23 protein-coding genes, 1 tRNA gene and 1 pseudogene are annotated in these 21513 nt (G+C 59.8%); 18 read left to right on the forward strand and 7 right to left on the reverse strand.

Annotated features, from left to right (window positions below):
- The first annotated feature begins 32 nt into the window (after nt 1-32).
- On the forward strand, nt 33-1505 hold the full coding sequence (gene proS, locus WB650_RS07845; protein WP_422307543.1) for a proline--tRNA ligase: 1473 nt from the start codon (nt 33-35) through the stop codon (nt 1503-1505).
- A gap of 240 nt (nt 1506-1745) precedes the next feature.
- Here proS and trpS read toward each other — a convergent pair whose 3' ends face one another.
- A complete protein-coding gene (trpS, locus tag WB650_RS07850) occupies nt 1746-2744 on the reverse strand; it encodes a tryptophan--tRNA ligase (protein ID WP_423960064.1) in 999 nt (332 codons plus the stop codon).
- 11 nt (nt 2745-2755) lie between these two features.
- Nucleotides 2756-3631: a deoxyribonuclease IV gene (locus WB650_RS07855; protein WP_423960065.1), complete on the reverse strand. Its 876-nt coding sequence runs from the start codon at nt 3629-3631 to the stop codon at nt 2756-2758.
- A 125-nt stretch (nt 3632-3756) separates the two neighbouring features.
- Between WB650_RS07855 and WB650_RS07860 the strand changes: the two genes are divergently transcribed.
- The 5 genes and pseudogenes from WB650_RS07860 (at nt 3757) to WB650_RS07880 (ending at nt 7384) form a co-directional block, all read left to right on the forward strand.
- Nucleotides 3757-4185, forward strand: a complete 429-nt coding sequence (locus tag WB650_RS07860) for a hypothetical protein (RefSeq protein WP_422300772.1) — start codon at nt 3757-3759, stop codon at nt 4183-4185.
- A gap of 54 nt (nt 4186-4239) precedes the next feature.
- The gene (locus tag WB650_RS07865) at nt 4240-5106 is read left to right on the forward strand and encodes an NAD(+)/NADH kinase (protein WP_423960067.1); all 867 of its coding nucleotides are present in this window, start codon (nt 4240-4242) and stop codon (nt 5104-5106) included.
- A 15-nt stretch (nt 5107-5121) separates the two neighbouring features.
- The gene (recN, locus tag WB650_RS07870; protein ID WP_422301012.1) at nt 5122-6819 is read left to right on the forward strand and encodes a DNA repair protein RecN; all 1698 of its coding nucleotides are present in this window, start codon (nt 5122-5124) and stop codon (nt 6817-6819) included.
- Nucleotides 6820-6947: 128 nt separating this feature from the next.
- Nucleotides 6948-7024, forward strand: a tRNA-Ala gene (locus tag WB650_RS07875).
- A gap of 54 nt (nt 7025-7078) precedes the next feature.
- A pseudogene (locus WB650_RS07880) lies at nt 7079-7384 on the forward strand (sulfotransferase).
- Here the strand turns inward: WB650_RS07880 and WB650_RS07885 are convergent.
- The 5 genes from WB650_RS07885 to WB650_RS07905 are packed head-to-tail and all read right to left on the reverse strand — an operon-like array spanning nt 7299 to nt 11480.
- Nucleotides 7299-8111, reverse strand: a complete 813-nt coding sequence (locus tag WB650_RS07885) for a glutathione S-transferase family protein (protein ID WP_422301011.1) — start codon at nt 8109-8111, stop codon at nt 7299-7301. The pseudogene WB650_RS07880 and the gene WB650_RS07885 sit on opposite strands and share 86 nt — an antisense overlap.
- A gap of 29 nt (nt 8112-8140) precedes the next feature.
- The gene (locus WB650_RS07890; RefSeq protein ID WP_422301010.1) at nt 8141-8848 is read right to left on the reverse strand and encodes an SDR family NAD(P)-dependent oxidoreductase; all 708 of its coding nucleotides are present in this window, start codon (nt 8846-8848) and stop codon (nt 8141-8143) included.
- Nucleotides 8841-10052: a CaiB/BaiF CoA transferase family protein gene (locus WB650_RS07895; protein ID WP_422301009.1), complete on the reverse strand. Its 1212-nt coding sequence runs from the start codon at nt 10050-10052 to the stop codon at nt 8841-8843. Before WB650_RS07895 ends, WB650_RS07890 begins: the two co-directional genes overlap by 8 nt.
- A 36-nt stretch (nt 10053-10088) precedes the next feature.
- Nucleotides 10089-10730 (reverse strand): glutathione S-transferase family protein, encoded by a 642-nt coding sequence (locus WB650_RS07900; protein ID WP_422301008.1) that lies wholly within the window; start codon nt 10728-10730, stop codon nt 10089-10091.
- Between the two features lie 24 nt (nt 10731-10754).
- A complete protein-coding gene (locus tag WB650_RS07905; protein ID WP_422301007.1) occupies nt 10755-11480 on the reverse strand; it encodes an SDR family NAD(P)-dependent oxidoreductase in 726 nt (241 codons plus the stop codon).
- Nucleotides 11481-11578: 98 nt separating this feature from the next.
- On the opposite strand from WB650_RS07905, the gene WB650_RS07910 reads away from it, so the two are divergent.
- The 12 genes from WB650_RS07910 (at nt 11579) to WB650_RS07965 (ending at nt 21511) form a co-directional block, all read left to right on the forward strand.
- Nucleotides 11579-12181 carry a TetR/AcrR family transcriptional regulator gene (locus WB650_RS07910; RefSeq protein WP_422301006.1) on the forward strand — a complete coding sequence of 201 codons (603 nt, stop codon included), beginning with the start codon at nt 11579-11581 and terminating at the stop codon, nt 12179-12181.
- 18 nt (nt 12182-12199) lie between these two features.
- Nucleotides 12200-12943 (forward strand): SDR family NAD(P)-dependent oxidoreductase, encoded by a 744-nt coding sequence (locus WB650_RS07915; protein ID WP_422301005.1) that lies wholly within the window; start codon nt 12200-12202, stop codon nt 12941-12943.
- A gap of 4 nt (nt 12944-12947) precedes the next feature.
- Nucleotides 12948-13553 (forward strand): 2-hydroxychromene-2-carboxylate isomerase, encoded by a 606-nt coding sequence (locus tag WB650_RS07920; RefSeq protein WP_422301004.1) that lies wholly within the window; start codon nt 12948-12950, stop codon nt 13551-13553.
- Nucleotides 13554-13656: 103 nt separating this feature from the next.
- Nucleotides 13657-14184, forward strand: a complete 528-nt coding sequence (locus WB650_RS07925; RefSeq protein ID WP_422301003.1) for a cyclic nucleotide-binding/CBS domain-containing protein — start codon at nt 13657-13659, stop codon at nt 14182-14184.
- 67 nt (nt 14185-14251) lie between these two features.
- Complete coding sequence (locus WB650_RS07930) at nt 14252-14806, forward strand: LemA family protein (protein WP_422301014.1); 555 nt, start codon at nt 14252-14254, stop codon at nt 14804-14806.
- Nucleotides 14806-15444, forward strand: coding sequence for a TPM domain-containing protein (locus WB650_RS07935; RefSeq protein ID WP_422301002.1), 639 nt, complete (start codon nt 14806-14808; stop codon nt 15442-15444). The genes WB650_RS07930 and WB650_RS07935 overlap by 1 nt, the downstream gene beginning before the upstream one ends.
- A 175-nt stretch (nt 15445-15619) precedes the next feature.
- Entirely contained in the window at nt 15620-16387 is a 768-nt protein-coding gene (locus tag WB650_RS07940; RefSeq protein WP_422301001.1) for a TPM domain-containing protein, read from the forward strand.
- A gap of 9 nt (nt 16388-16396) precedes the next feature.
- On the forward strand, nt 16397-16984 hold the full coding sequence (locus WB650_RS07945; RefSeq protein WP_422301000.1) for a TPM domain-containing protein: 588 nt from the start codon (nt 16397-16399) through the stop codon (nt 16982-16984).
- A gap of 40 nt (nt 16985-17024) precedes the next feature.
- Nucleotides 17025-17888 (forward strand): hypothetical protein, encoded by an 864-nt coding sequence (locus WB650_RS07950; RefSeq protein ID WP_423960071.1) that lies wholly within the window; start codon nt 17025-17027, stop codon nt 17886-17888.
- Nucleotides 17889-17902: 14 nt separating this feature from the next.
- Complete coding sequence (locus WB650_RS07955; RefSeq protein ID WP_422307140.1) at nt 17903-18889, forward strand: Rieske 2Fe-2S domain-containing protein; 987 nt, start codon at nt 17903-17905, stop codon at nt 18887-18889.
- A gap of 17 nt (nt 18890-18906) precedes the next feature.
- On the forward strand, nt 18907-19686 hold the full coding sequence (locus tag WB650_RS07960) for an SDR family NAD(P)-dependent oxidoreductase (RefSeq protein ID WP_422307138.1): 780 nt from the start codon (nt 18907-18909) through the stop codon (nt 19684-19686).
- Nucleotides 19687-19705: 19 nt separating this feature from the next.
- Nucleotides 19706-21511, forward strand: a complete 1806-nt coding sequence (locus WB650_RS07965; protein WP_423960074.1) for a DUF4153 domain-containing protein — start codon at nt 19706-19708, stop codon at nt 21509-21511.
- Nucleotides 21512-21513: the final 2 nt, after the last annotated feature.

Genomic DNA, 21513 nt, shown 5'->3' on the forward strand with positions numbered 1-21513 from the left:
TTGACGATAATCAAAGTAGTGACTCAAGACGAATGGCGAAAGAACCACCAAAGCAGAACGACAAGAAGGTAACTCCGCGCAGCGAGGATTTCGCGGCGTGGTACAACGACATCTGCCTGCGCGCGGAGTTGGCGGACTACTCGCCGGTGCGCGGATGCATCGTGTTTCGTCCCGATGGATTTGCGATTTGGGAGGCGCTGCGCGACGAGCTCGACCGCCGCATCAAGAAAACTGGCGCGCGCAACGCATACTTCCCGCTGTTCATCCCGCAAAGCTTCCTGCAAAAGGAGGCGCAACACGTCGAGGGGTTCGCGCCCGAGCTTGCGGTCGTCACGCACGGAGGCGGTAAGGAGCTCGAAGAGCCGCTGGTCGTGCGGCCGACCTCCGAGACGATCATCAACCACATGTTCGCGCAGTGGATCAGATCGCATCGCGATTTGCCGATGATGCTGAATCAATGGTGCAACGTGGTGCGATGGGAAATGCGCACGCGCATATTTCTGCGCACCACCGAGTTCCTCTGGCAGGAGGGGCACACGGCGCACGCGACGGCTGAGGAAGCACAGAGCGAAACGCTCGGGATGCTCGAAGTCTATCGGCAGTTCGTCGAGGACTTTCTCGCGATTCCGCTTATCGTCGGACGCAAGAGCGCGGCCGAGCGGTTCCCGGGCGCCGTCGAGACCTACACCATCGAGGGCTTGATGGGCGACGGACGCGCACTGCAATGCGGCACCTCGCATTTCCTCGGGCAGAAATTTGCGAAGCCGTTCGAGATCCGCTACCTCGACGATCAAAATCAGATGCAGTTCGTGTGGCAGACCAGTTGGGGCATGACCACCCGGCTGATCGGGGCGATCGTGATGGTGCATGGCGACGACCAGGGACTGCGGTTGCCGCCGACGGTCGCATCGACGCAGGCAGTCATCGTCCCGATCTTTCGCAAACCCGAGGAGGGTGCGACGGTGCTCGTCGCGGCACGTACTGCGTTGGATGCGCTGACAAAGGCGGGAATTCGCGCGCGAATTGATGAGCGCGAAGGAATGACCCCGGGATTCAAGTTCAACGACTGGGAAATGCGCGGCGTGCCGGTGAGAATCGAGATTGGACCGCGCGACGTCGCGTCCGGCGAAGCAGTACTGGCGCGGCGCGACAAGTCGGGGCCGGAGTCGAAGGGCAAGACGTCGCTCGCCACGCTCGCGCAAACAGTTACCGCACTACTCGACGAGATTCAGAAAAATCTCTACGCGCAGGCCAAGGCTGCGATGGTCGCGAACACGCGAAAGTTCGACGACTACGTGGCGTTTCGCAAACACATGGAAGGTGAAGGCGGCGGCGGATTCGCCGACATCTATTGGTGCGGTAATCCCGTCTGCGAAACGAAGATTCGCGAAGAGACCAAGGCAACCTGCCGCGCAATCCCGCTCACGAACGACGGCGTCGCAGGCAAATGCCTGGTATGCGGCGAGCCGGCAACCGAGCGCGCATACTTCGCAAAGTCGTACTAGCGAGATTTCGAAATTCGGTCGCTCACCCGCCGCGCACGGACGCGCGTCGGCGGGAGAGGCAAAGAAGGATCCGGGATTCTTCGCTTCGCTCTGAATGACTCAAGAGCTGAATGACACAGGGAAAAGAACCTGAGAGCGAAATGGCGTCCTCGCCATTTCGCGATTATCAGCGGGTGCAGGGGTCACCCCTGCCGAAGGAAGCGTGAAACCCACCGCGGGTTTCACATTCAATAAAGTGATCTAAAACTTGTAACTGATCTTCATCGCACTGCGTACTTCGGCCATCGTTTCCTGCGCGACGGCGCGCCCTTTGCGCGTACCCTCGACGATGATCTCGCGCACATGCTCCGGCTTCGACGCGAACTGCTCGCGCCGCTCGCGAATCGGTTCCAGGAAAGCGTTCAGCGCCTTGAACAGTTTCTCTTTGACCTCGACGTCGCCGACCGTCCCCTTGCGGTACCGCTCTTTAAGATCCTCGACGTCCGCCTTATCCGGATTAAATACGTCGTGATAGGTGAACACCGGATTGCCTTCGACGTGGCCGGGATCGGTGGGATGCAGCCGCGTGGGGTCGGTATACATCGACATCACGCGCTGGCGCACGACGTCCGGCGGGTCGCCAAGGTAGACGCAATTGCCTAGAGACTTGCCCATTTTCGCGCCGCCGTCGGTCCCGGGTAGCCGCGCCACTTCGCCGACGAGCGCTTTCGGCTCGATCAGGACCTTGTCGTACATGCGGTTGAAGCGTCGGACGATCTCGCGCGCCTGCTCGATCATCGGCAGCTGGTCTTCGCCGACCGGCACCAGATGCGCTTTGAAGATCGTGATGTCCGAGGCTTGCGAAATTGGATACGTATAAAATCCAACCGGCAAACCCTTGCTGAAATTCTTCTGCTTGATTTCTTCCTTGAGCGTGGGATTGCGCTCGAGCGTCGCGGTCGTGACCAGGTTCATGAAATAAATCGTCAGCTCGGTCAGCTCGGGGACCATCGACTGCACGACGAATTTCACTTTCTCCGGATCGATACCCACCGCCAGGTAATCGAGCGCAACCTCGAATATATTGGCTTCGAGTTTCTCGGGATGCTCGAAATTATCAGTCAGCGCCTGAACATCAGCTATCAGTAAGTAGGTATCGTATTCTTCTTGCAAGCGTACCCTGTTTTGCAGGGATCCTACGTAATGGCCGAGATGCAATGGCGAGGTTGGACGGTCTCCAGTGAGTATTCGTTTAATCATCTGTCAAATAGTCAGTTGGCGAACAAACTGCGTAATGTAGTGAGGTTCTCGATATCCTCTTTCATATCGGGTCCTTTGGGCGTCTCCAGGCACATCGGCAATCCAAAGAATCGCGGATCGTTGAGCAGCCGGCGAAACGCGTCGAGTCCTATAAATCCTTTCCCGATATGCTGATGTCGATCGACGCGCGAATTGAAATCTTTAATCGAATCGTTCAGATGAAACGCGGCAAGTCTGTTGAGACCGACGAATTTATCCAGCTCGCCGAATGTATTTTCATATCCTTCCGGAGTGCGAATGTCGTAGCCGGCGGCAAATGCGTGCTCAGTGTCAAAGCAGAGCCGCAGCCGCTCATTCTCGACGACGGCGTCGAAAATCTGCGCCATCTGTTCAAACGTGTGCCCTAGATTACTGCCCTGCCCGGCCGTGATTTCGAGCGCCAGCTTCACTTTGAAGCCTTTGCACGCGCTGTGCGCCTCGTCGATCGACTTCGCAATCGTCTTGATACCGGTTTCAATTCCCGATCCGACGTGAGCGCCGGGATGCGCGACCAGAACGTTCACGCCGAGCGCCTCGCATCGATTCAGTTCGTCGATGACTCCGTTGACGGACTTGAGCCGCATCGCTTCATCCGGCGCGCCAAGATTCACCAGGTAGGAATCGTGCGCGATCACGGTGGTGATGCCGGTGTCGATCCGATTGCGCTTAAACTTTTCGATTTCATCATTGGTGTACGGCTTCGAGGCCCACTGCCGCGACGACTTGGTGAAAATCTGGATACATTCGCAGCCGACCTGCTTGCCGCGGTTCAGCGACTCACCGACTTCGCCGGCGACCGACATATGCGCGCCGAGCAATGGACGACCTGGTTTGCCGATTTTTGCCACCGTTGAGATGCTGCCTTTTCGTGCCGGCGTCTGAGGAACGCGAGCGCATCGCGATTTTATATGAAAGGACGTCCAAAGCGAGCGGCGGGAATTGGTGCAATCGCTCTTGCCCGCGGCGCTCATCGGTGGATACTTCATTACTCGTGCGAATAGCAATCATCATACTGGCAATTGCCGCCGCGGGATGCGCTCACGTCGTATCGCTGCCGCCGCAGGTGACGCTTTCGGAAGTCGAGCCTTCCGGTCGCGCGGCCAAGCCGCCTGATTGTGACATGCCGGTGTTGCGGCACGAACCGCTGAGAGATTTTCGCAAAGTCGCAATCGTCGAGGCATTGGGAAACCGCTATGCGGATGAGGCCGACGTGCTGCCGGCCGTGCAGCGCAAGGCCTGCGAAACCGGTGCCGATGCGATCGTCGTACTCACGAGCAAGGCGCAGACCACCGAAACGGCCACCGGCTACTACATCGATTCAGTCGCGATTGTGTACGGCAGGGAAAATCCGACCGCCCCGGGCACCGCATATAAGATTCCGAGAATCCCCCAGGGAAACTGAGATGTGCGCAGGACTTTCGCGTCACCCCGGATTTCAGCGCATGATGAGCATCTGATGGCGTCGGCGAAGCGGTCAATAAAGACGGTCGGCCTGGTCGTCAAGCGCGAGCGTCCAGAAGCGATCAAAATCGCGCGAACCCTCACCCGTTTTCTTCGCGCCAAGCACAAGATCCCGATCGCCGATTCGGAGACTGCAAAGAAAATCGGCGCCGAGGGCGTCGAACGACATCACTTGGCCGATCGTGCCGACCTGATAGTTGTGCTCGGCGGCGACGGCACGCTGCTCGGCGTCGCGCGGATGGTCGCGTCGGAGGGCACTCCAATCCTCGGCGTGAATCTTGGCGGCCTCGGCTTCCTGACCGAAGTGACTATCACGGAGGCGCGCGCCGCATTGGGGCGTGTGCTCGCGGGCGACTACGAGGTCGACCAACGCATCATGCTCGAGGCGATCGTCGATCGCGCGTCCGAGGAAATCCCGCAATCGTTCCAGGCCTTCAACGACGTGGTCGTCGGCAAAGGTCCGCTCGGCAGGATGCTTGAACTCGACGTGGTCGCCAACCATACCGCCTTCTGTTCGTATCGCGCCGACGGTTTGATCATCGCGACGCCCACTGGATCGACCGCGTACGCACTCTCCGCGGGCGGGCCGATCGTGTATCCGACTCTGGGTGCGATCGTGCTCGCGCCAATTTGTCCGCATACCCTCAGCAACCGGCCGGTGGTGCTGCCCGACACTTACGAAATCGAGATTCACGTCAAGGCGCCCGATCACGACACGACTTTCACCGTCGATGGCCAGGAGTCGTCGCAACTGGGGCCGGACGACGTGATCAGAATTCACCGAGGAAGCCACTTCGTTTCACTGATCCGGTCCGCTCATCCGTATTTTGAAATCTGGCGCGACAAGCTCCACTGGGGATAGCCGCGCGCTTCCCGGATGCTGCTCGAACTGAACATACGCAACTTCGCGATCATCGAGGAAGCCCATCTCGAGTTCGGCGCCGGCCTCAACGTGCTTTCCGGCGAGACCGGCGCCGGCAAAACCATCATCCTCAACGCGCTCGGATTGCTGCTCGGCTCGCGCGCGTCACCCGATATGATTCGCGCCGGCGAGAAGGAAGCAGTGGTCGAAGGTCTGTTCGAGCTCGAGGGCGAGACCGCGATGCCTGAACTGGCCGCTGGCAAACACGACGGCGGGAGCAGGGAGTTGTTGGTGCGCAGAGTTATAGCCGAGGGCGGTGGACGCTCGCGCGTGACGATCGACGGCGAACTCGCCACGGTGCAGAGCCTCGGCAAGATCGGCGCGTCGTTGGTCCAGGTTTACGGACAGCACGAACAGCATTCGCTGCTCCGCGCCGAAAGCCATCGCGAGATTCTCGATCGCTATGCAAACCTCGACGACGAACTCGCGTCGTATCGCGAACGCTACTCGCGCGCCGAAGAAATTCGCGTACGCCTTCAGGAACTGAACCGGCGCGAGCGCGAGCGTGCGGATTTGTTGGAGCTCGCAAGATTTCGCGCGACGGAACTCGAGCGCGCCGGCCTCGTCCCGGGCGAAGATGAAGCGCTTTCACGCGAGCGAACGGTACTTTCCAACGCAAGCAAGCTCGCGGACGCCGCGCTCGAGGCCGAGCAGGCGCTCTACGGCGCCGACGGCTCGGCGACCGAGACGGTTTCGCGCGCCGAAGTGCGCCTGCTCGACGCGGCAGCGCTCGATCCGAAACTGGGCGATGCACTCGAGATGATCAAGTCGGCGCGCGCAAACCTCGAGGAGGCAGCGCGCGCGCTCGGCGCGTATGCGTCCAAAATCGAGGCGGACCCCGCGCGGCTCGAGGAAATCGATAACCGCCTCCAGGAACTTACCCGGCTCAAACGCAAATATGGCGGCTCAATCGACACCGCTCTCGAGACGTTGCAGCGTTCGCGAGCAGAGATTGGCGAGCTCGAGGGAATTGGCGAGTCGAAGGCGCAGGTCGAGGCCGCGATGGTAGCGGCGCTCGACGAACTCGTCGAGCACGCACACAAACTGTCCTCGATTCGCAAGCGTGCTGCCGCCGAACTTGGCCGCAAGATGGAAGCTGAATTGAAATCGCTCGGAATGCGCTCGCCTGGATTCGAGCCGCGCCTCGGTGAGCTCGGCTCGGAGGATGCCGGCTTCGTGCACGCCGGCGCTGCACTCGGCCCGTTCGGTATCGATACCGTCGAGTTTCACCTGTCGCCGAACGTCGGCCAACCCGCGATGCCGCTGCTCAGAATCGCCTCGGGCGGCGAACTCTCGCGCGTGATGCTGGCGCTCAAACGCCTCGAGGCGCAACGCCGCGGCGTCGCGACGATGATCTTCGACGAGGTGGACGCTGGAATCGGTGGCGCGGTCGCCCAGGTGGTTGGCCGCAAACTGAAGCAGCTCTCGCGTTTTCATCAGATTCTATGCGTCACGCATCTCGCGCAAATCGCGGCGTTCGCTGACCGTCATCTCACCGTCGAGAAGGAAGAGCGGCGCGGCTCGACTCGCAGCCGGGTCGCGGTTCTGGAACCCGGCGATCGGACCGAGGAGATCGCGCGCATGCTCGGCGGCGAAGTGTCGGAGAAATTCCGCCGCGCCGCGCGCGAACTGCTCGATCGCTCCCGCGACTGACGCGCGCTTGACGCCGATTCTCGAACGGCGCTAAACGGGAAATAGTCGCCGCACTTTACGGGTTTGATTGAACCGGTCGGTTGACTCCAAGTCCTGTATCCGATTAGCTGAAAAATCTCGCCAACGGTGGGGCTGTAGCTCAGTTTGGGAGAGCGCCTGAATGGCATTCAGGAGGTCGCGCGTTCGATCCGCGTCAGCTCCACCAATTAATTTCGACATGGTAGTGTGACTCGAACGCTTCCGGAGGGGAGTCGTACTCATGGCATTGAACGAAGTGTTCAAGCGGCACAATCAAGACGTCCGCGATTCTGTCGATCCGGCGCGTCTGCTCGAGTTCGAGGTGCGTGAAGGATAGGCGCCGCTGTGTCGCTTCCTCGACGTGCCTATCCCTGATGAACCGTTTCCGAGGCTCAACGACACTGCTACGACTCAATCAATGATTCGGATGATGAACGAATCGATGCGCAAAAGCTGGATTGCTAGCGGTCAGTATGGGCTGCTCGCGAAGACTCAATTTTCTTCAGATATGGCTCTAAGTCAGCAGCGAACGCCGCGTGCTTCGTAAGCCTTGCAAAATGAGCAAAGGCCAGCGGACATTCTGCATCGATGCCATCATGCAGAATAGGTTCCAAACCCTTCTTTATTAGTTCGCCTGGTCGGGCCTTTTCATTAGAGAACAGTGCTAGTTCGGCTACGAAGCAGATGTCCGCAATGGTAATACTGTTGCCTACCAGGAAATCGCGGTTGGGTAACAAAGACTGATTGATTCCACCCAGGTAGACCTTGAATCCATCGCGCATTCTCGAGTGAATCTCAGTCGTAACTGTCCCGCTGATTAAGGAAAGTAGATAGATCTGCGAGTCGCGCGCGAACACCAGACTCGCATCGAGGAAACTGTCGATGCGCGAGGCTTCATAGGCATCGCGGCCATAGAGCGGGAACCGCTTTTCGCCGAGGCGGGCCACAGCTCGCATGATACTGTTAGATTCGAAAATGCCGGTCTTTCCGTCGGGGCTAAAAGCGGCTGGGACTGTGCCAAATGGATGCGCCTCCATGAAGGCGGCAGTCTTATGCAGAGTTCCAGTGAAACCGACTTTGCCAGTCTGAGTATCAGCAGATGTCGTCAAATCGCTGCCCGATAGCGGGTGCGCGTCAAAGTCCCAAAGCCATGATTGTAATTCCTTAGGCGAGCTTCCTCTTACCTCGACGTCGACGCCGCAAAGACGCGCCGCAATAGTGGCTTTCCAAATGCGTGGGTTAGGCAGGTAAGAAAATATTCGCAGATCACTCATGAGTAGTCCTATTCGGTAAGACCTATCGCTTACCAGGTCTCGCGAAACGGCCTTATCTCGACATTGAAGGACCATGCGCTGCGATCCTGATGCGTGACGTGCCAAACTTCGTCGGCTATGGCAGCGGGTTTGATAAAGAACTCATCGGAAGCGTCGGGAAAGCGCTTACGCGTCCACTCCAGGTCGATAACCGCGTCGATCAGGACGTAGGCAACGTGCACACCCTTGGGTCCAAGCTCGCGAGCTATCGACTCCGCGAGAATCCGTTGCGCGGCCTTGGTCGGCGCGAACCCTGCAAAACTGGCCTTGCCGCGAAGAGCAGAGGTATTGCCGCTGGCGATGATAGCGCCTTCTCCAGCCGCGACCATCGCGGGTGCCAGGCGCCTCGCGAGATACAGCAGCGCCATCGTGTTCACCTGGAAGTTCTGATTAAGCACTTTCGGGTCGATTTCCAGGAAGTTCCCGAACGCGCCGCCAACCGCATTGTGGACCAACACCTTCGGCGTCCCGAGCTTGGCGCGGATCGCGTCAAGGGTTTTGTCGAGTTGCGTTTCGTCTGTAACATCACACTGATACGCATACGAGTTCGGAATCTCGCGCTCGAGGGAGGCGAGGCGATCGCGATTTCGCGCAAGCATCGCAACCGAGTATCCGCCGCGCGCGAAGCGGCGCGCGATCGCTGCGCCAGTTCCAGGACCTACTCCGGTCACGACTGCAACTGGATTCTTTTTATCCACCGGCAGATTCCTTCTTCGATTGATTGTGCAGGACTCTACTGCCTTCAAAGCGCGCGATATCGTTTGCGTCGTAGCCAAGCTCCGCGAGGATGGTCGCGTTGTCAGCGCCCAGCAAGGGTGCGAGGGTACGGACTGTAGCAGGAGTGCGATCGAACTGCGCCGCCATCCGCGGCATTCGCACTTTCCCGAATTCCTTGTTCTCAAACTCCTGGAGGATATCGTTCTCGCGGACTTGTTCGTCTTGCAGCAATTCGAAACGGCTGCGGACCGGCGCGCATGGAACATCGTTGGCGAGCAGTCGCGGCAGGATTTCGTCAGCGCGCCATTTCTCCAACTCGGTTGAGGTTATGGTGCGCCGCTCGACCGCGTTTATCGATCGATCGCGCGCGGTTTTGAAGCGGGAATCGTCGATAAGGTCCTCTCGTTTGAGCGCTCGGCAAATGCCGGCCCACTCGTCGTCCGATAGCGCGGCCGCTGTTATGTAACGGTCCTGCGTCGCGAATACGAGATCAGGACCCACTTCGCCGTCAGAGGGGTCGGTCTCGGCACCTACAAAGGTCAAGCTGGGCATCGCCTCCGGCCACAGATAGGAGATCATTGCATCGAGCATGGATAGCCGCACATGCTGACCTTCACCGGATCGCTCGCGCGTGAAGAGAGCCGCGGTTATGGCCTGCGCTGCTGTCAAAGCAGTGGTGTAGTCCGCGATGATAGTGCGCACCATCCTCGGGCGCCCGGTGTCCCTGTCACGCTGAATATCCGCAAGGCCGGACATAGCCTGGATCACCGGATCATAAGCACGCTGATTAGCGTAGGGCCCCTTAATCCCATAGCCAGTGATCGATACGTACACTATGTCGCGTCGAACAGCTCTGACTGCCTCTTCACCGATACCCATACGCTCAGCGATTCCTGGACGGAAGTTATGAACGAACACCTGCGCGGTAGCTATCAACCGCTTGAGTACCTGGAGACCATCGTCCGACTTGAGATCGAGCGCCAACGAGCGCTTGTTACGGTTGCAGCTTAGAAAGGGTGCATTCATCCCATTGCGGCCACGGCTGAAGTGACGCATAAGATCACCGCGCGGCGACTCAACCTTGATAACGTCCGCGCCCTGGTCAGCCAGCATCATGGTCGCGACCGGGCCGGCAACCATCGTCGTCAGATCAAGTATTCGGATTCCGTCAAGCGCACCGGCCATCGCTTTACTCCTGGTGTCCTATCGGTCCCATTTCATCTACCCTCTCGGCGGAAAATTTCTTTCGAGAGCCTTCTGATACGCCGGCCGTATAGCAACACGGGAACGATATTCATGCAAAGTATCGGATAAAGGTATTCGGTCCGTCACCGCCCAATCCAGGCAGGTCATCAGAAGGATGTCGGCGACACTGAATTGATCGCCCATAAGATATTTTCCCGACTTTGCGATCCTCGGTGCCATCGCTTCCGCATTCTCTGTAAAGTAGTTCCTGGCAGCTTCAACCGCCTGTGGCGCCGCTCCATAGATGTGCTCGAGTCCTACGTGACGTCGCATAACATAGAGCGAGCCCGCGTCGAGTTCCGTCGCGATAAAATAGCACCACTCGTTGAGGGCAGCCCGGCTCTCGGCATCGCGCGGGACATCTATCGTTTCGGGTCTCGTAAAGGTCTCGCTAAGGTACTGAATAATCGCTGCACTCTCGGTCAGTACAAAAGATCCATGACGAAGGACGGGAATCTTATGCCGCGGATTGATCCGCAGGAATTCATTCGTCCTGGTCTCACCCGTGCGCGAACCTATCGCGTGGAACTCATACTCCAGACCTAGTTCGAGCAGCATCCAATGAGGCCGCATGGTGCGGCTGGTTCCTACGCCCCAAAGAGTTAGATCATGGGTCATAGCAGTGGTCGCGGCTCCTCTTGCCTAGAATTTTTCCTTGAAGGGCCTGATATCGAGCTCGTGACTCCACGCGCTCCGATCCTGATGCGCCAGGTACCAGAATGCATCTGCGATCGCCGACGGTTTGAGCAGATCTTCGTCCTTTGTCTCCGGGCGAAACTTCCTGAGCAAAGGCATATCGATGCCGCCGTCCACGTTCACGTATGCGACGTGGATGCCCTGCGGATGAAGGTCGCGCGACATCACTTCGGCGAGTCCGCGCACCGCAAACTTGGCGGGCGCGAAACCTGCCGAGGTCGGCCACGGCCTGACGCCCGCAGTCGCGCCTGTGATCAGAATCGCGCCACCGCCGCGCGAGAGCATTTCAGGCACTACTTGCCGCGCCCACAGAAATGCGCCGAAGGTATGCAGCCGCCAGGTTTCCTCGAACACCTTGGGAGTAGTATCCATCAGACGGCCCATCGGGCGCCGACCGCCGTTGTAAATGAGAATTTCGACCGGACCGAGTTCGCGATTGATCCGATTGTACGCGTCCGCAATTTCGGCCTCGATCGTCGCGTCGCTCTGGATTGGAAGCGCGATGCCGCCAGCCGATTTGATCTCGCCGGCGGTTTTTCCAATGACCTCGGGACTCCTGGCGATCAGCGCAACTTTGTAGCCGGCCGCGAAGCGCACCGCCAGCGCCGCGCCGAGACCTTCGCCGACGCCGACCACGACGCACACCTTGTCCGATTTAGCCGTGTCAGTCATGCTCACCCTGCCTATTGATGACGACCGCCATGTTTGGCATATTAATGACGCTCGTAATCATATGTGTCAAGCAGCAATCGTAAACGTCGGAGAGGTGGATGCGGGTTTCTAAAGAAAAGGCTGCGCAGAATCGCGAACGAATCCTGTCATCCGCCGCGCGTCTGTTCCGCGAGCACGGCATCGGCGCGACCGGGGTTGACGCGATTACCGAAGACGCGGGCCTGACTCACGGCGGACTCTACAGCCAGTTCGGATCCAAGAAAGTTATCGCGGCAGAGGCGATCCGGTTCGCGCTGGCGCGCGGCAAACGTGTCTGGCAACGCGCGCTCGAACGCAACCCCGGGATGCGAGCGCTTCCCGCAATCGTGGATGGCTACCTGTCGCGCGCACATCGCGACGCGCCCGGTACTGGCTGCGTGGTCGCGGCCCTCGGCACCGACATAGCCAGGCAACCGCGTCGCGTTCGTCAAGCTTTCACCAAAGAGATAAAGGCCGACCTCGAATTTCTGTCGCGGCTGATGCCTGACGACGGCAACGACAGCCGTTACGAGGACGCGATCGCCACGTTCGCTTCCATGGCCGGCGCGCTGATTCTCGCGCGTGCAGTCAACGACGAGCAACTTTCAGATTTGATATTGAAAAGCACGGCGAAGCGAGTGATCAAGCGTGCCAAGCCACGCCGAGCCGGCCGCCGTTCCTAGACGCGAGGAGGTATTCCGTTGGAACACAGAAATGCGACTGCGGCAGTGATCGGAGCCGGCGACTACATCGGCGGCGCAATCGCAAAAAAATTCGCCGCGGAAGGCTTCACCGTTTTCGCGGGCCGACGCCAGGGCGACAAGCTCGCGCCGTTGGTCGCCGAGGTCGAAGCAAACGGCGGCAGAATCTCGGCGCGATCGCTCGACGCTCGCAAGGAAGACGACCTCACCGCTTTTCTGAATGACGCCGACAAGCACGCGCCGCTCGAGGTCTGCATCTTCAATATTGGCGCGAACGTCAACTTTCCATTACTCGAGACCACCGACCGCGTATTCCGCAAGGTCTGGGAGATGGCCTGCTACTCGGGATTCATCGCGGGCAGAGAGGCGGCGCGCTTGATGATCCCGCGCGGGCGCGGATCGCTTTTTTTTACGGGCGCTACCGCCAGCTTGCGCGGCGGGGTTGGATACGCGGCGTTTGCGGCTGCGAAATTCGGCTTGCGCGCAGTTGCTCAGAGCATCGCGCGTGAGCTCGGTCCGAAGAATATCCACGTCTCGCATCTCATCATCGACGCCGGCGTCGATACCGCATGGGTCCGCGACCGAATCAGGGAGCGCGAGGGCGACGAGGCGATGAAGAACCTTGATCCCGCGCGCCTCATGAGGCCGGCCGCCGTGGCTGAGACTTATTGGCAGCTCTACCAGCAGCCGCGCGATGCGTGGACCTTTGAGCTTGAAATTCGTCCGTTCGGGGAAAAATGGTGACGCTATGGTCAAAGTAGAATTTCATTTCGACTTCGGCAGTCCCAACGCCTACCTGAGCCATCTCGTGATTCCCGAAGTTGAAAAGCGCACGGGAGCGAAGTTCGAGTATGTGCCGGTGTTGCTCGGCGGCGTTTTCAAGATGACCAACAATCGCTCGCCGGCGCAAAGCCTGGCCGGCATCAAGAATAAGCCCGAGTACGAGCGCCTCGAGATGACGCGCTTCATCAAGCGTCACGGGATTACGCGTTTTCAGAGCAATCCTTTCTTTCCCGTAAACACTCTTATGGTGATGCGAGGAGCGATCGCCGTACGGATGCTTGGTGTATTCGAGCGCTATGTGGACGAGATGTACCGGAACATGTGGGCTGACCCCAAAAAGATGGACGACCCCAACGTGTTTCGCGGCGCTCTCGACGAAGCTGGGCTACCAACCTCGAAAATCCTCGAACTGATCGAAACCAAGCCGGTCAAGGACCAGCTGATCGAGAACACGAATCGATCGGTTGAGCGCGGCAGCTTCGGCTCACCGACCTTTTACGTCGGCAACGAGATCTTTTTCGGCAAGGATCGCCTTCGAGACGTCGAGGAAATGATCGTCGCGTCTGGCTAGCCGGCTCCGAAAATATCAGGGAAGTGCGCCGCGCGTTCCCTTTGCCCTAAGCTGTGGAACCGCCTAGGCTGAGTCTTTGCCGAATTGGCATCGGAGGCTGACAATGCCTGGCGACGACGATGACCGCGAGTTATTCGACGACGAACATCCCGGACCACAGGTTCTCGAGTCTGCGCTGGCCAACACTGCGCTGAGCGAGGTGGTCTCGCAGCCGCCGCTGATGGTGTCCGCCTCGAGCCCCCTCGCCGACGCGATTCACCTGATGCAGCAGGAGCGGCGCGCGTGCGTCCTGGTGATGGAGAACGACCGCCTCGAGGGCATCTTCACCGAGCGCGACATCCTGATGAAGGTCGCGGGCCAGCCGCTCGATCTCATTCACACCTCGGTGTCCACATCGATGACTCCCGATCCCTTCACGCTCCCGGCCGACGCCAATGTCGCGTTCGCGCTCAGCAAGATGGTGCTCGAGGGCTTCCGTCACATTCCGCTGGTTGATGATGAGGGCTATCCGACCGCAGTAGTCTCGATGCGCAACCTGATCGAGTACCTCGGTGAGATTTATTCTCGCGAGTTACTGACTATGCCGCCCGAACCGCATCAGCACCGCTTCAAGAGCCGCGAAGGCGCCTGACCAATCGTCCTCCACCTTGCAGCCGTTAAAGCACTTTCGCGCGCTAGCTCTCCTCCTAACTCTTGGGCTGGTGCTCGATGGGCTATCCGGATGCGGCGTCAACAAGATCCCTACCCTCGACGAGCAGGTCAAAGCCGCCTGGAGCGAAGTGCTGAATCAGTATCAGCGCCGCGCCGACCTGATTCCGAACCTGGTCGAAACCGTCAAGGGCTATGCGCACCAGGAGCAGCAGGTGCTGACCCAGGTGACCGAGGCACGCGCGCATGCGACCCAGATGCAGCTTCCCGCGGACATCCTGTCGAACCCGCAGGCCTTTCACCAGTTCGAACAGAACCAGGCCGCCGTTACTGGCGCGCTCGGACGCCTGCTAGCGGTGGCAGAGGCCTATCCCGACCTTAAGTCGAATCAGAATTTCCTCGCGCTTCAATCGCAGCTGGAGGGCACCGAGAATCGGATCACCGTCGCACGACGCGACTACATTCTCGCCGTGCAGGAATACAACACTGCGCTTAGGACGATCCCACAGCGCTGGATAGCATCGATCCTGTACCCTGATATGAAGGTGCGCGAGACTTTCACGATAACCGAGCAAGCCCAACAGGTACCCCAGGTCAAATTCTAATGCGCGTTCGCGCATGGGCGGACAGTGCCACGAAGGCAGCGCGTGCGTTGCTCCTTCTGCTGCTGATCCTCGCGTCACCTGCGCTCGCCTCCGGGCCGCAATTTCCAGCGCTCACAGGACGAGTCGTCGATGACGCGGGCATCCTGAGGGCTTCGACCAAAAGACAACTCACGGACATGCTGGCCGAGCGCGAGCGCGCAACCGGCGATCAAGTCGTCGTCGTGACGCTCGCTTCATTGCAGAGATATCCCATCGAGGAATACGGCTACGAGCTAGGCCGCTACTGGGGCATAGGACAGAAAGGAAAGAATAACGGCGCGCTGCTTATCGTGGCGCCCAACGAGCACAAAGTTCGCATCGAGGTCGGCTACGGCCTCGAAGGACAACTGACCGACGCGAAAAGCCGCGCGATAATCGACAACTACATCCTGCCGAGTTTCAAGCGCGGAGATTTCAACTTCGGGATCCTGGCCGGCGCCACGGAGATGGTGCGCGCGCTTGGCGGTAACCCTCCTGACGAAGGCGCACCTACATGGTTGGCGAACCGGCGACCGCGCCTGCAGGTTTTGCAAGTCTTTTCCACCCTCCAGACCGCAAGGCATCGGCGGCTCTGTTGTTGTTTTTCCTCATCCCTTTGATCGGCACTGTACTTCTTATGAGCGCAGTGGCTGGATCAAATAATAACTTTCAGTGGGGCAGCAGCGATCACTGGGATTCAGGGGGCGGGTTCGGTGGAGGAGGAGGTGGTGGTGGCGGCGGCGGTTTCTCGGGAGGAGGCGGATCGTTCGGCGGCGGCGGCGCTTCAGGAAGCTGGTGAATCCGACACGAGCGCAACAGCTGAGCCTCATTCTCCTTCTGGCGATTCTCGCGTCCCCCGCCCTCGCCGCGGAACCGAAATTTCCGCCTCTCACCGGCCGCGTCGTCGATGACGCGGGCGTCCTGAGCGATGCGACTAAGAACGACCTCACCGACATGCTTGCCGCGCACGAGAGCGCAACCGGCGAGCAAGTCGTGGTCGTCACGCTCGCTTCGCTGCAGGGTTACACCATCGAGGACTACGGCTATCAGCTCGGTCGCTATTGGGGCATCGGGCAAAAAGGTAAGAACACCGGCGCGCTGCTAATCGTCGCACCCAAGGAGCACAAGGTTCGCATCGAGGTCGGTTACGGCCTCGAAGGTACGCTCACCGACGCCACCTGCAGCGCGATAATCCAAAACTACATACTGCCAAGCTTCAAGCGCGGAGATTACAGCGCCGGCGTTCTGGCCGGTGCCACGTCGATACTTAAGGCGCTCGGCGGTAACCCTCCTGAGATGCGCGAACCGGCGACATCCACGGTTTCCGTTGGGGACAAAGATAAAAGCCCTATTTTCGTTCTATGCTATTTTTTATTTTGGGCGTTATTTTTTTTGTGGGCAGGCCTAACGGGACGTATTCACCGGGGCGTCCGCCATGACTGGAATTCAGGTGGCGGGTCCAGCGGAGACTTTTCTTCTAGAGGAGGCTCTTCCTCCGGCGGCGGCGGCTTCTCAGGAGGCGGTGGCTCCTTCGGGGGCGGCGGCGCTTCCGGCAGTTGGTGACCCAAAAAAATGAAAAGTCCATTCACACCCGAAGAGCAACAGCGCATCGATGCCGCGATGGCCGCGGTCAAGCGCGACACCTCTGCCGACCTTTGCGTCGTCGTGACGCGCGTCAGCGATCGCTATGCACTCTATCCTGTTGCATCGGCTGCGATCGCCGCGATTCTGCTGGGCGGGGTCGTCAGCTTGATTCGGCCCGACCTCGCGAGCCGCACCGTGATCGCGATCGAACTGTGGACCCTGATTGTGCTGACGCTGGTCTTCGAATGGCTCCCGGCCCGCCTCTCGATCGTGCCCAAGCGCGTCGAGCACGAACGCGCATGGCAACTCGCGCATCGCGAGTTCAACGCTCATGTGCTCGCAAACCACGAGCAGCACCACCGAATCCTGCTGTTCGTCTCACTCGGCGAGCGCTATGTCGAGATTGTCGCCGACCACGAGACTCACGCCCTCGCGCCTGACGGAACATGGAACAAAATCGTTGACCGATTTCTCACCACCGTGAAATCCGGACGCGTCGCCGACGGCGTCCTCGACGCTATCGCCGCCTGCGGCGCTATCCTCAAGACTCACCACCCCGCCGCAAGCTCGTCGTAATCCTTGACGCGGCGCACGCGCCCGCGCTAACCCGACTGCTATGCAAACGGTACACGCTGCCGACGTCGAGTGGGGCGAGGTTTCGGGGCATCGCTCGGGCGGAATCGACTTCAAACGCCTGCTGCAAGGCACGTCCGGCACTCCCGACAATTTCGAACTGAGTATCGTGCGAACCGCGGGTGACTATTTCACGCCGCGCCATCGACACAACTTCGATCAGGTCCGTCTCTGCCTCGAAGGCGCGATGAACTATGCGCCCAGAAAGGATCTCAAGGCCGGCACCGTCGGCTATTTCCCCGAGGGAACTTTCTACGGCCCGCAGTCCGACACCAGCAAATCAATCGTGCTGCTGCTCCAGATGGGCGGGTCGGCCGGCTACGGGTTCATGAGTTATCAGCAGTTGAACCGCGGCTACGAAAAATTATCCGACCTCGGGAAATTCGACGGCGGCGTCTTCACGCGCTCGACCACCGACGGCCGCGTCGTTCGCAAGGATGGCTACGAGGCGATTTGGGAGCACGTCAACGGGCACTCCGTCGAGTATCCACCGCCGCGCTACGAAGAGCCGGTCATCATATATCCCAACGGCTTCGGATGGCTTGCGACGCGCGATCCCGGCTTCGAGCTGAAACACATGGCGACCTTTGGCGAGCGCGCTCTGAACATCGGCGAGATTCGTGCGACGCGCGGCTCGCGGCACAAGGTCGATCGGCATCGCGCACCCGAGTTGCTGTTCGTCGAGAGCGGCGCGATTCGCGACGTCACCTCAGGCGAGGTGCTCGACACTCACTCCGCGTTCCGCGTCGATCCCGCCGACACCGGCCGCGAACTCGAAGTCGTGGACGATTGCCTGCTGTTCTTCGTCCAGCTTCCAAAATTCGACACAAATCCGCCGCCTGATTAGGGGAGGGCCACACGATGGCATCGACGACTGCAATCCCGCGTGCGCACGGCGGCCGCGCATCGAAGACTCGCGCTAAGAAGCCAGCAGGATTCCATCAGTCGTGGTATGCGATTGCACGCTCCGACGAAGTCGGCTCAGGCGAGTTGATCGGCCGCGACTTCCTCGACGGACGCGCAATCGCGTATCGCGGCGAGAACGGCGAGGCGGTCGTGATGAACGCGTACTGCCGTCATCTCGGCGCCGACCTCAGCATGGGCAAGGTCATCGGCAACGATATCCAATGCGCGTTCCATCACTGGCAGTACGGCCCCGACGGCGGATGCACCAAAATTCCAGCGTCCGAGAAAATTCCCAAGGCCGCGAAGATGTTCAAATATCCGACCGCTGAAAAGTGGGGATTGATCTGGGCGTTTAACGGAACTGATCCGCTGTTCGACGTACCCGAATTTGTCGATTACGCCGAGCCGGATCTCGACATCCGCACGGCCGAGGCCTTCGATCTCCCAGTCGAGCCATGGGTGCCCTTCACCAACTCGATGGACTTTCAGCATCTGCGGGTTTTGCACGGACTCAAAATCGAATGCGACCCAGATGCGATCGACGTTGGCGACTACCGCATCCAGTACGACGTGCGCTTCGAGGATCCCAACCTCGGCATCTTCGATCAGCGCATCCGCGTGACCGGTACCAACACGATCGCGCTGGCGGGACGCCTCAATGGCATGGCGATTCTCTCCATGGCGACCGGGACGCCGACGCCCGACGGCCGCACTCACGGATGGTCGGTCACCGCGACGCCGCGCTCCGAGGGCAACGACGCCGAACGCGAGCAGCGGCTTCAGATCGGCGAGGCGTTCTTCCGCCGCCTCATCCAGGAAGACGAGCCGATCATGAAGACCATCCGCTTTCACGACGGTCTTCTAATCGACGCCGACCGCGCCCTCGCGCGTTTCCTGCAATACGTGCGGCGCTTTCCAACCGCGCGGACGGCCGCGGAATGACAACCGGAGGCAAAATCATGGCTCGTCTGACGGGGAAGGTAGCGTTAATCGTCGGAGGCGGCGCGGACGGACCGGCGAAAGCCGGCGATAAACTTTCAATCGGCAACGGCCGCGCCACCGCAATCATGTGCGCGCGCGAGGGCGCGTCGGTGATGGTCGCCGACCGTTCGCTCGAGCTCGCACAGCAGACTGCCGCCGCGATTCGCGACGAAGGCGGTCGCGCCGATGCCGTCGCCGCCGACGTTAGCGTCGAGGATCAATGCCGTGGCGCCGTCGAAGCGACCATCCGCGCGTTCTCGTCGCTTCATCTGCTCGTGAACAATGTCGGTATCGCAATCGGCGGCAACCTGCTGAAGACCTCCACCGAACACTTCGACAAGATGTTCGCGGTCAACCTCCGCAGCCACTTCCTGATGATGCGCTACGCGGTGCCCGAGATCGCGAAAGCCGGCGGCGGCGCGATCGTCAACGTCTCGTCGCTGGCCGCGATGCGCTCGAACTCGCAGATTTCCTACGAGGCGACCAAGGCCGCGCTCCTCGGCCTGTCGCGCTCGGCCGCCGTCTCCCACGCGCGCGACAACATCCGCGTCAATACGATCCTTCCGGGCCTGATCGATTCCTCGATGGTCCGACGGCTGGTCGGCGATCGCGAGAGCACCGTCGCGCCTCGAATCCCGATGCGCCGGCAAGGCACGCCATGGGAAATCGCCAACGCAATCGTCTTTCTGTTGTCCGACGACGCGTCCTACATCACCGGCACCGAACTGATCGTCGACGGCGGCCTCGCCGCACGTTGAAGCGAGACGAACAGGGCGCTTGAAATTCCTGTCTCGGGTTCCTAAGCAGCTTCGTTCGATCGGACGGTTTCCGGTTCCGGTGGCCATGTGCGTCGCTCTGACCGTCCTGCTCAATCTTCAAATCGCGGGCTTCATTGCGATGTCCGATCGGTTCGAGGGCGAAGTAATCTTTGCGTCGGTAGCCGCGGCCTTGGCGGCATTGATCGCGGCGCTTTGGTCGGACACCCACCGCCTCAGCGCTATCGCCGGTGTGATCGCCGGCCTCGCGGCTGCGGCCGTGGCCGCATCCCTCCAGTTTTCTCACGGCGAAGTCTACACGCAGGACGTTGTAGTTGTAGGCGGCCTGATATTGGCGACTATTGTCGCCGCGCACCTGCGCCGCGGCGCGACGCTTGAAGCGTTCTGGCAGTTCGGTCTCCAGCTCGGTATCGCCGCGGTGATGGGAGTGGTGGCGCTGGTCATTGTTTGCGGTGGCCTATCGCTATTGCTCGAGAGCTTTAGATATTTGTTCGATATTCCCATCGCCGATACTACTTACGAGCATATATGGACGACTGGCGCGTCTCTGTTAGGACCGTTGTTCGCGCTGGCTATGATACCTACAGATGCGGACGAAGCATTCGTAGCTGGCGCCAAGCCTGACCTGATGGAAAAGGCGGTCTCCTATGTACTTAACTTCGCGCTTGCGCCCTTAGTCCTTGTCTACGCCGTGATGATCCATATCTATGCGGCCAAGATAGCTGTCACCGCCAATATGCCCAAGGGTGAAGTGGGACACTTAGTACTGGCCTTTGGCATCATCGGCACTGTTACCTACATGATCGCCTATCCGTGGCGCGAAGTTGGATTTCGGCCGGTGCGATGGTTCATGCGCTCATGGTTCTGGCTGATGGTCATCCCCATGCTGTTGCTGACGCTGGCGGTGTGGCAACGAATCGCCGAGTACGGAGTGACACCTGAACGATACTTCCTGTGCCTGTTCGCCATCTGGCTGTTGGCAATGGCCATCTACATGGGCGTGGCGGGGGGCAATATGGACTTGCGCGCGATACCGGCCAGCGTGGCGGTCGCGCTGCTGGCATCTTCGTTCGGGCCATGGGGCGCCGCGTCAGTTTCAATCCGAAGCCAACTTGGTGAGTTCCACCGTCTCCTGGAGAGCCGGGGAGTCCTTGTCGATGGACGTCTGAAGCTCGAGCCACCGCGAGTCGAGAAATTCGCGCGGCTGGTGGCGTCCAACGATCAACTGCGCTCGATCCTGGGTACACTTGAGAGTCTTGACGCACTCAATCGGATCGAGTTCGTCTTCGCGGGCGCGAACGACGATCCTTTTCTGGCTAATCCTAAAGATGAGCGACTGCGGAGCGTCCTGGGAATGAATGGAGCATGGCAGCTGTCCGAAGATCAGGCCGTCGCTTCCCTACCGGTTACAGGCGTCGAGTCTCATGCCTCAATCGCATTGAATCTGGATGTAGGCTATGACCTTCTGGTTGGTCCCATATGGGTGAACAGATCGGGACAGGTCAATGTCGGCGTTCCAGACTCGCCTCCGGGGTATGGCGGTGCGCAGGTAGGAGAAATAGGGGTAATGTTCAGTGATCCAGTGCTGACCGTATCACGCGGGCGCGCGGCGGTTAGCTTCAATCTCGCTAAGGCCATAGAGCCGGGCAAGCAAACAGTTAGATCGCCCATAGTTATACCTGCGCACGAAGGGCGAGAGCGCGCTATCGCGCTTCTTGTGCGGCCGTCGGAGATAGCCAGTGTGAATGACCCGAGCAAGTTTGAAATGTGGCTTCTGCTAAACACTAAAACGATCGGAACGCCGTGAGG

This window comes from Binatus sp. (SeqCode), assembly GCF_049584895.1.
Lineage (GTDB): Bacteria > Desulfobacterota > Binatia > Binatales > Binataceae > Binatus.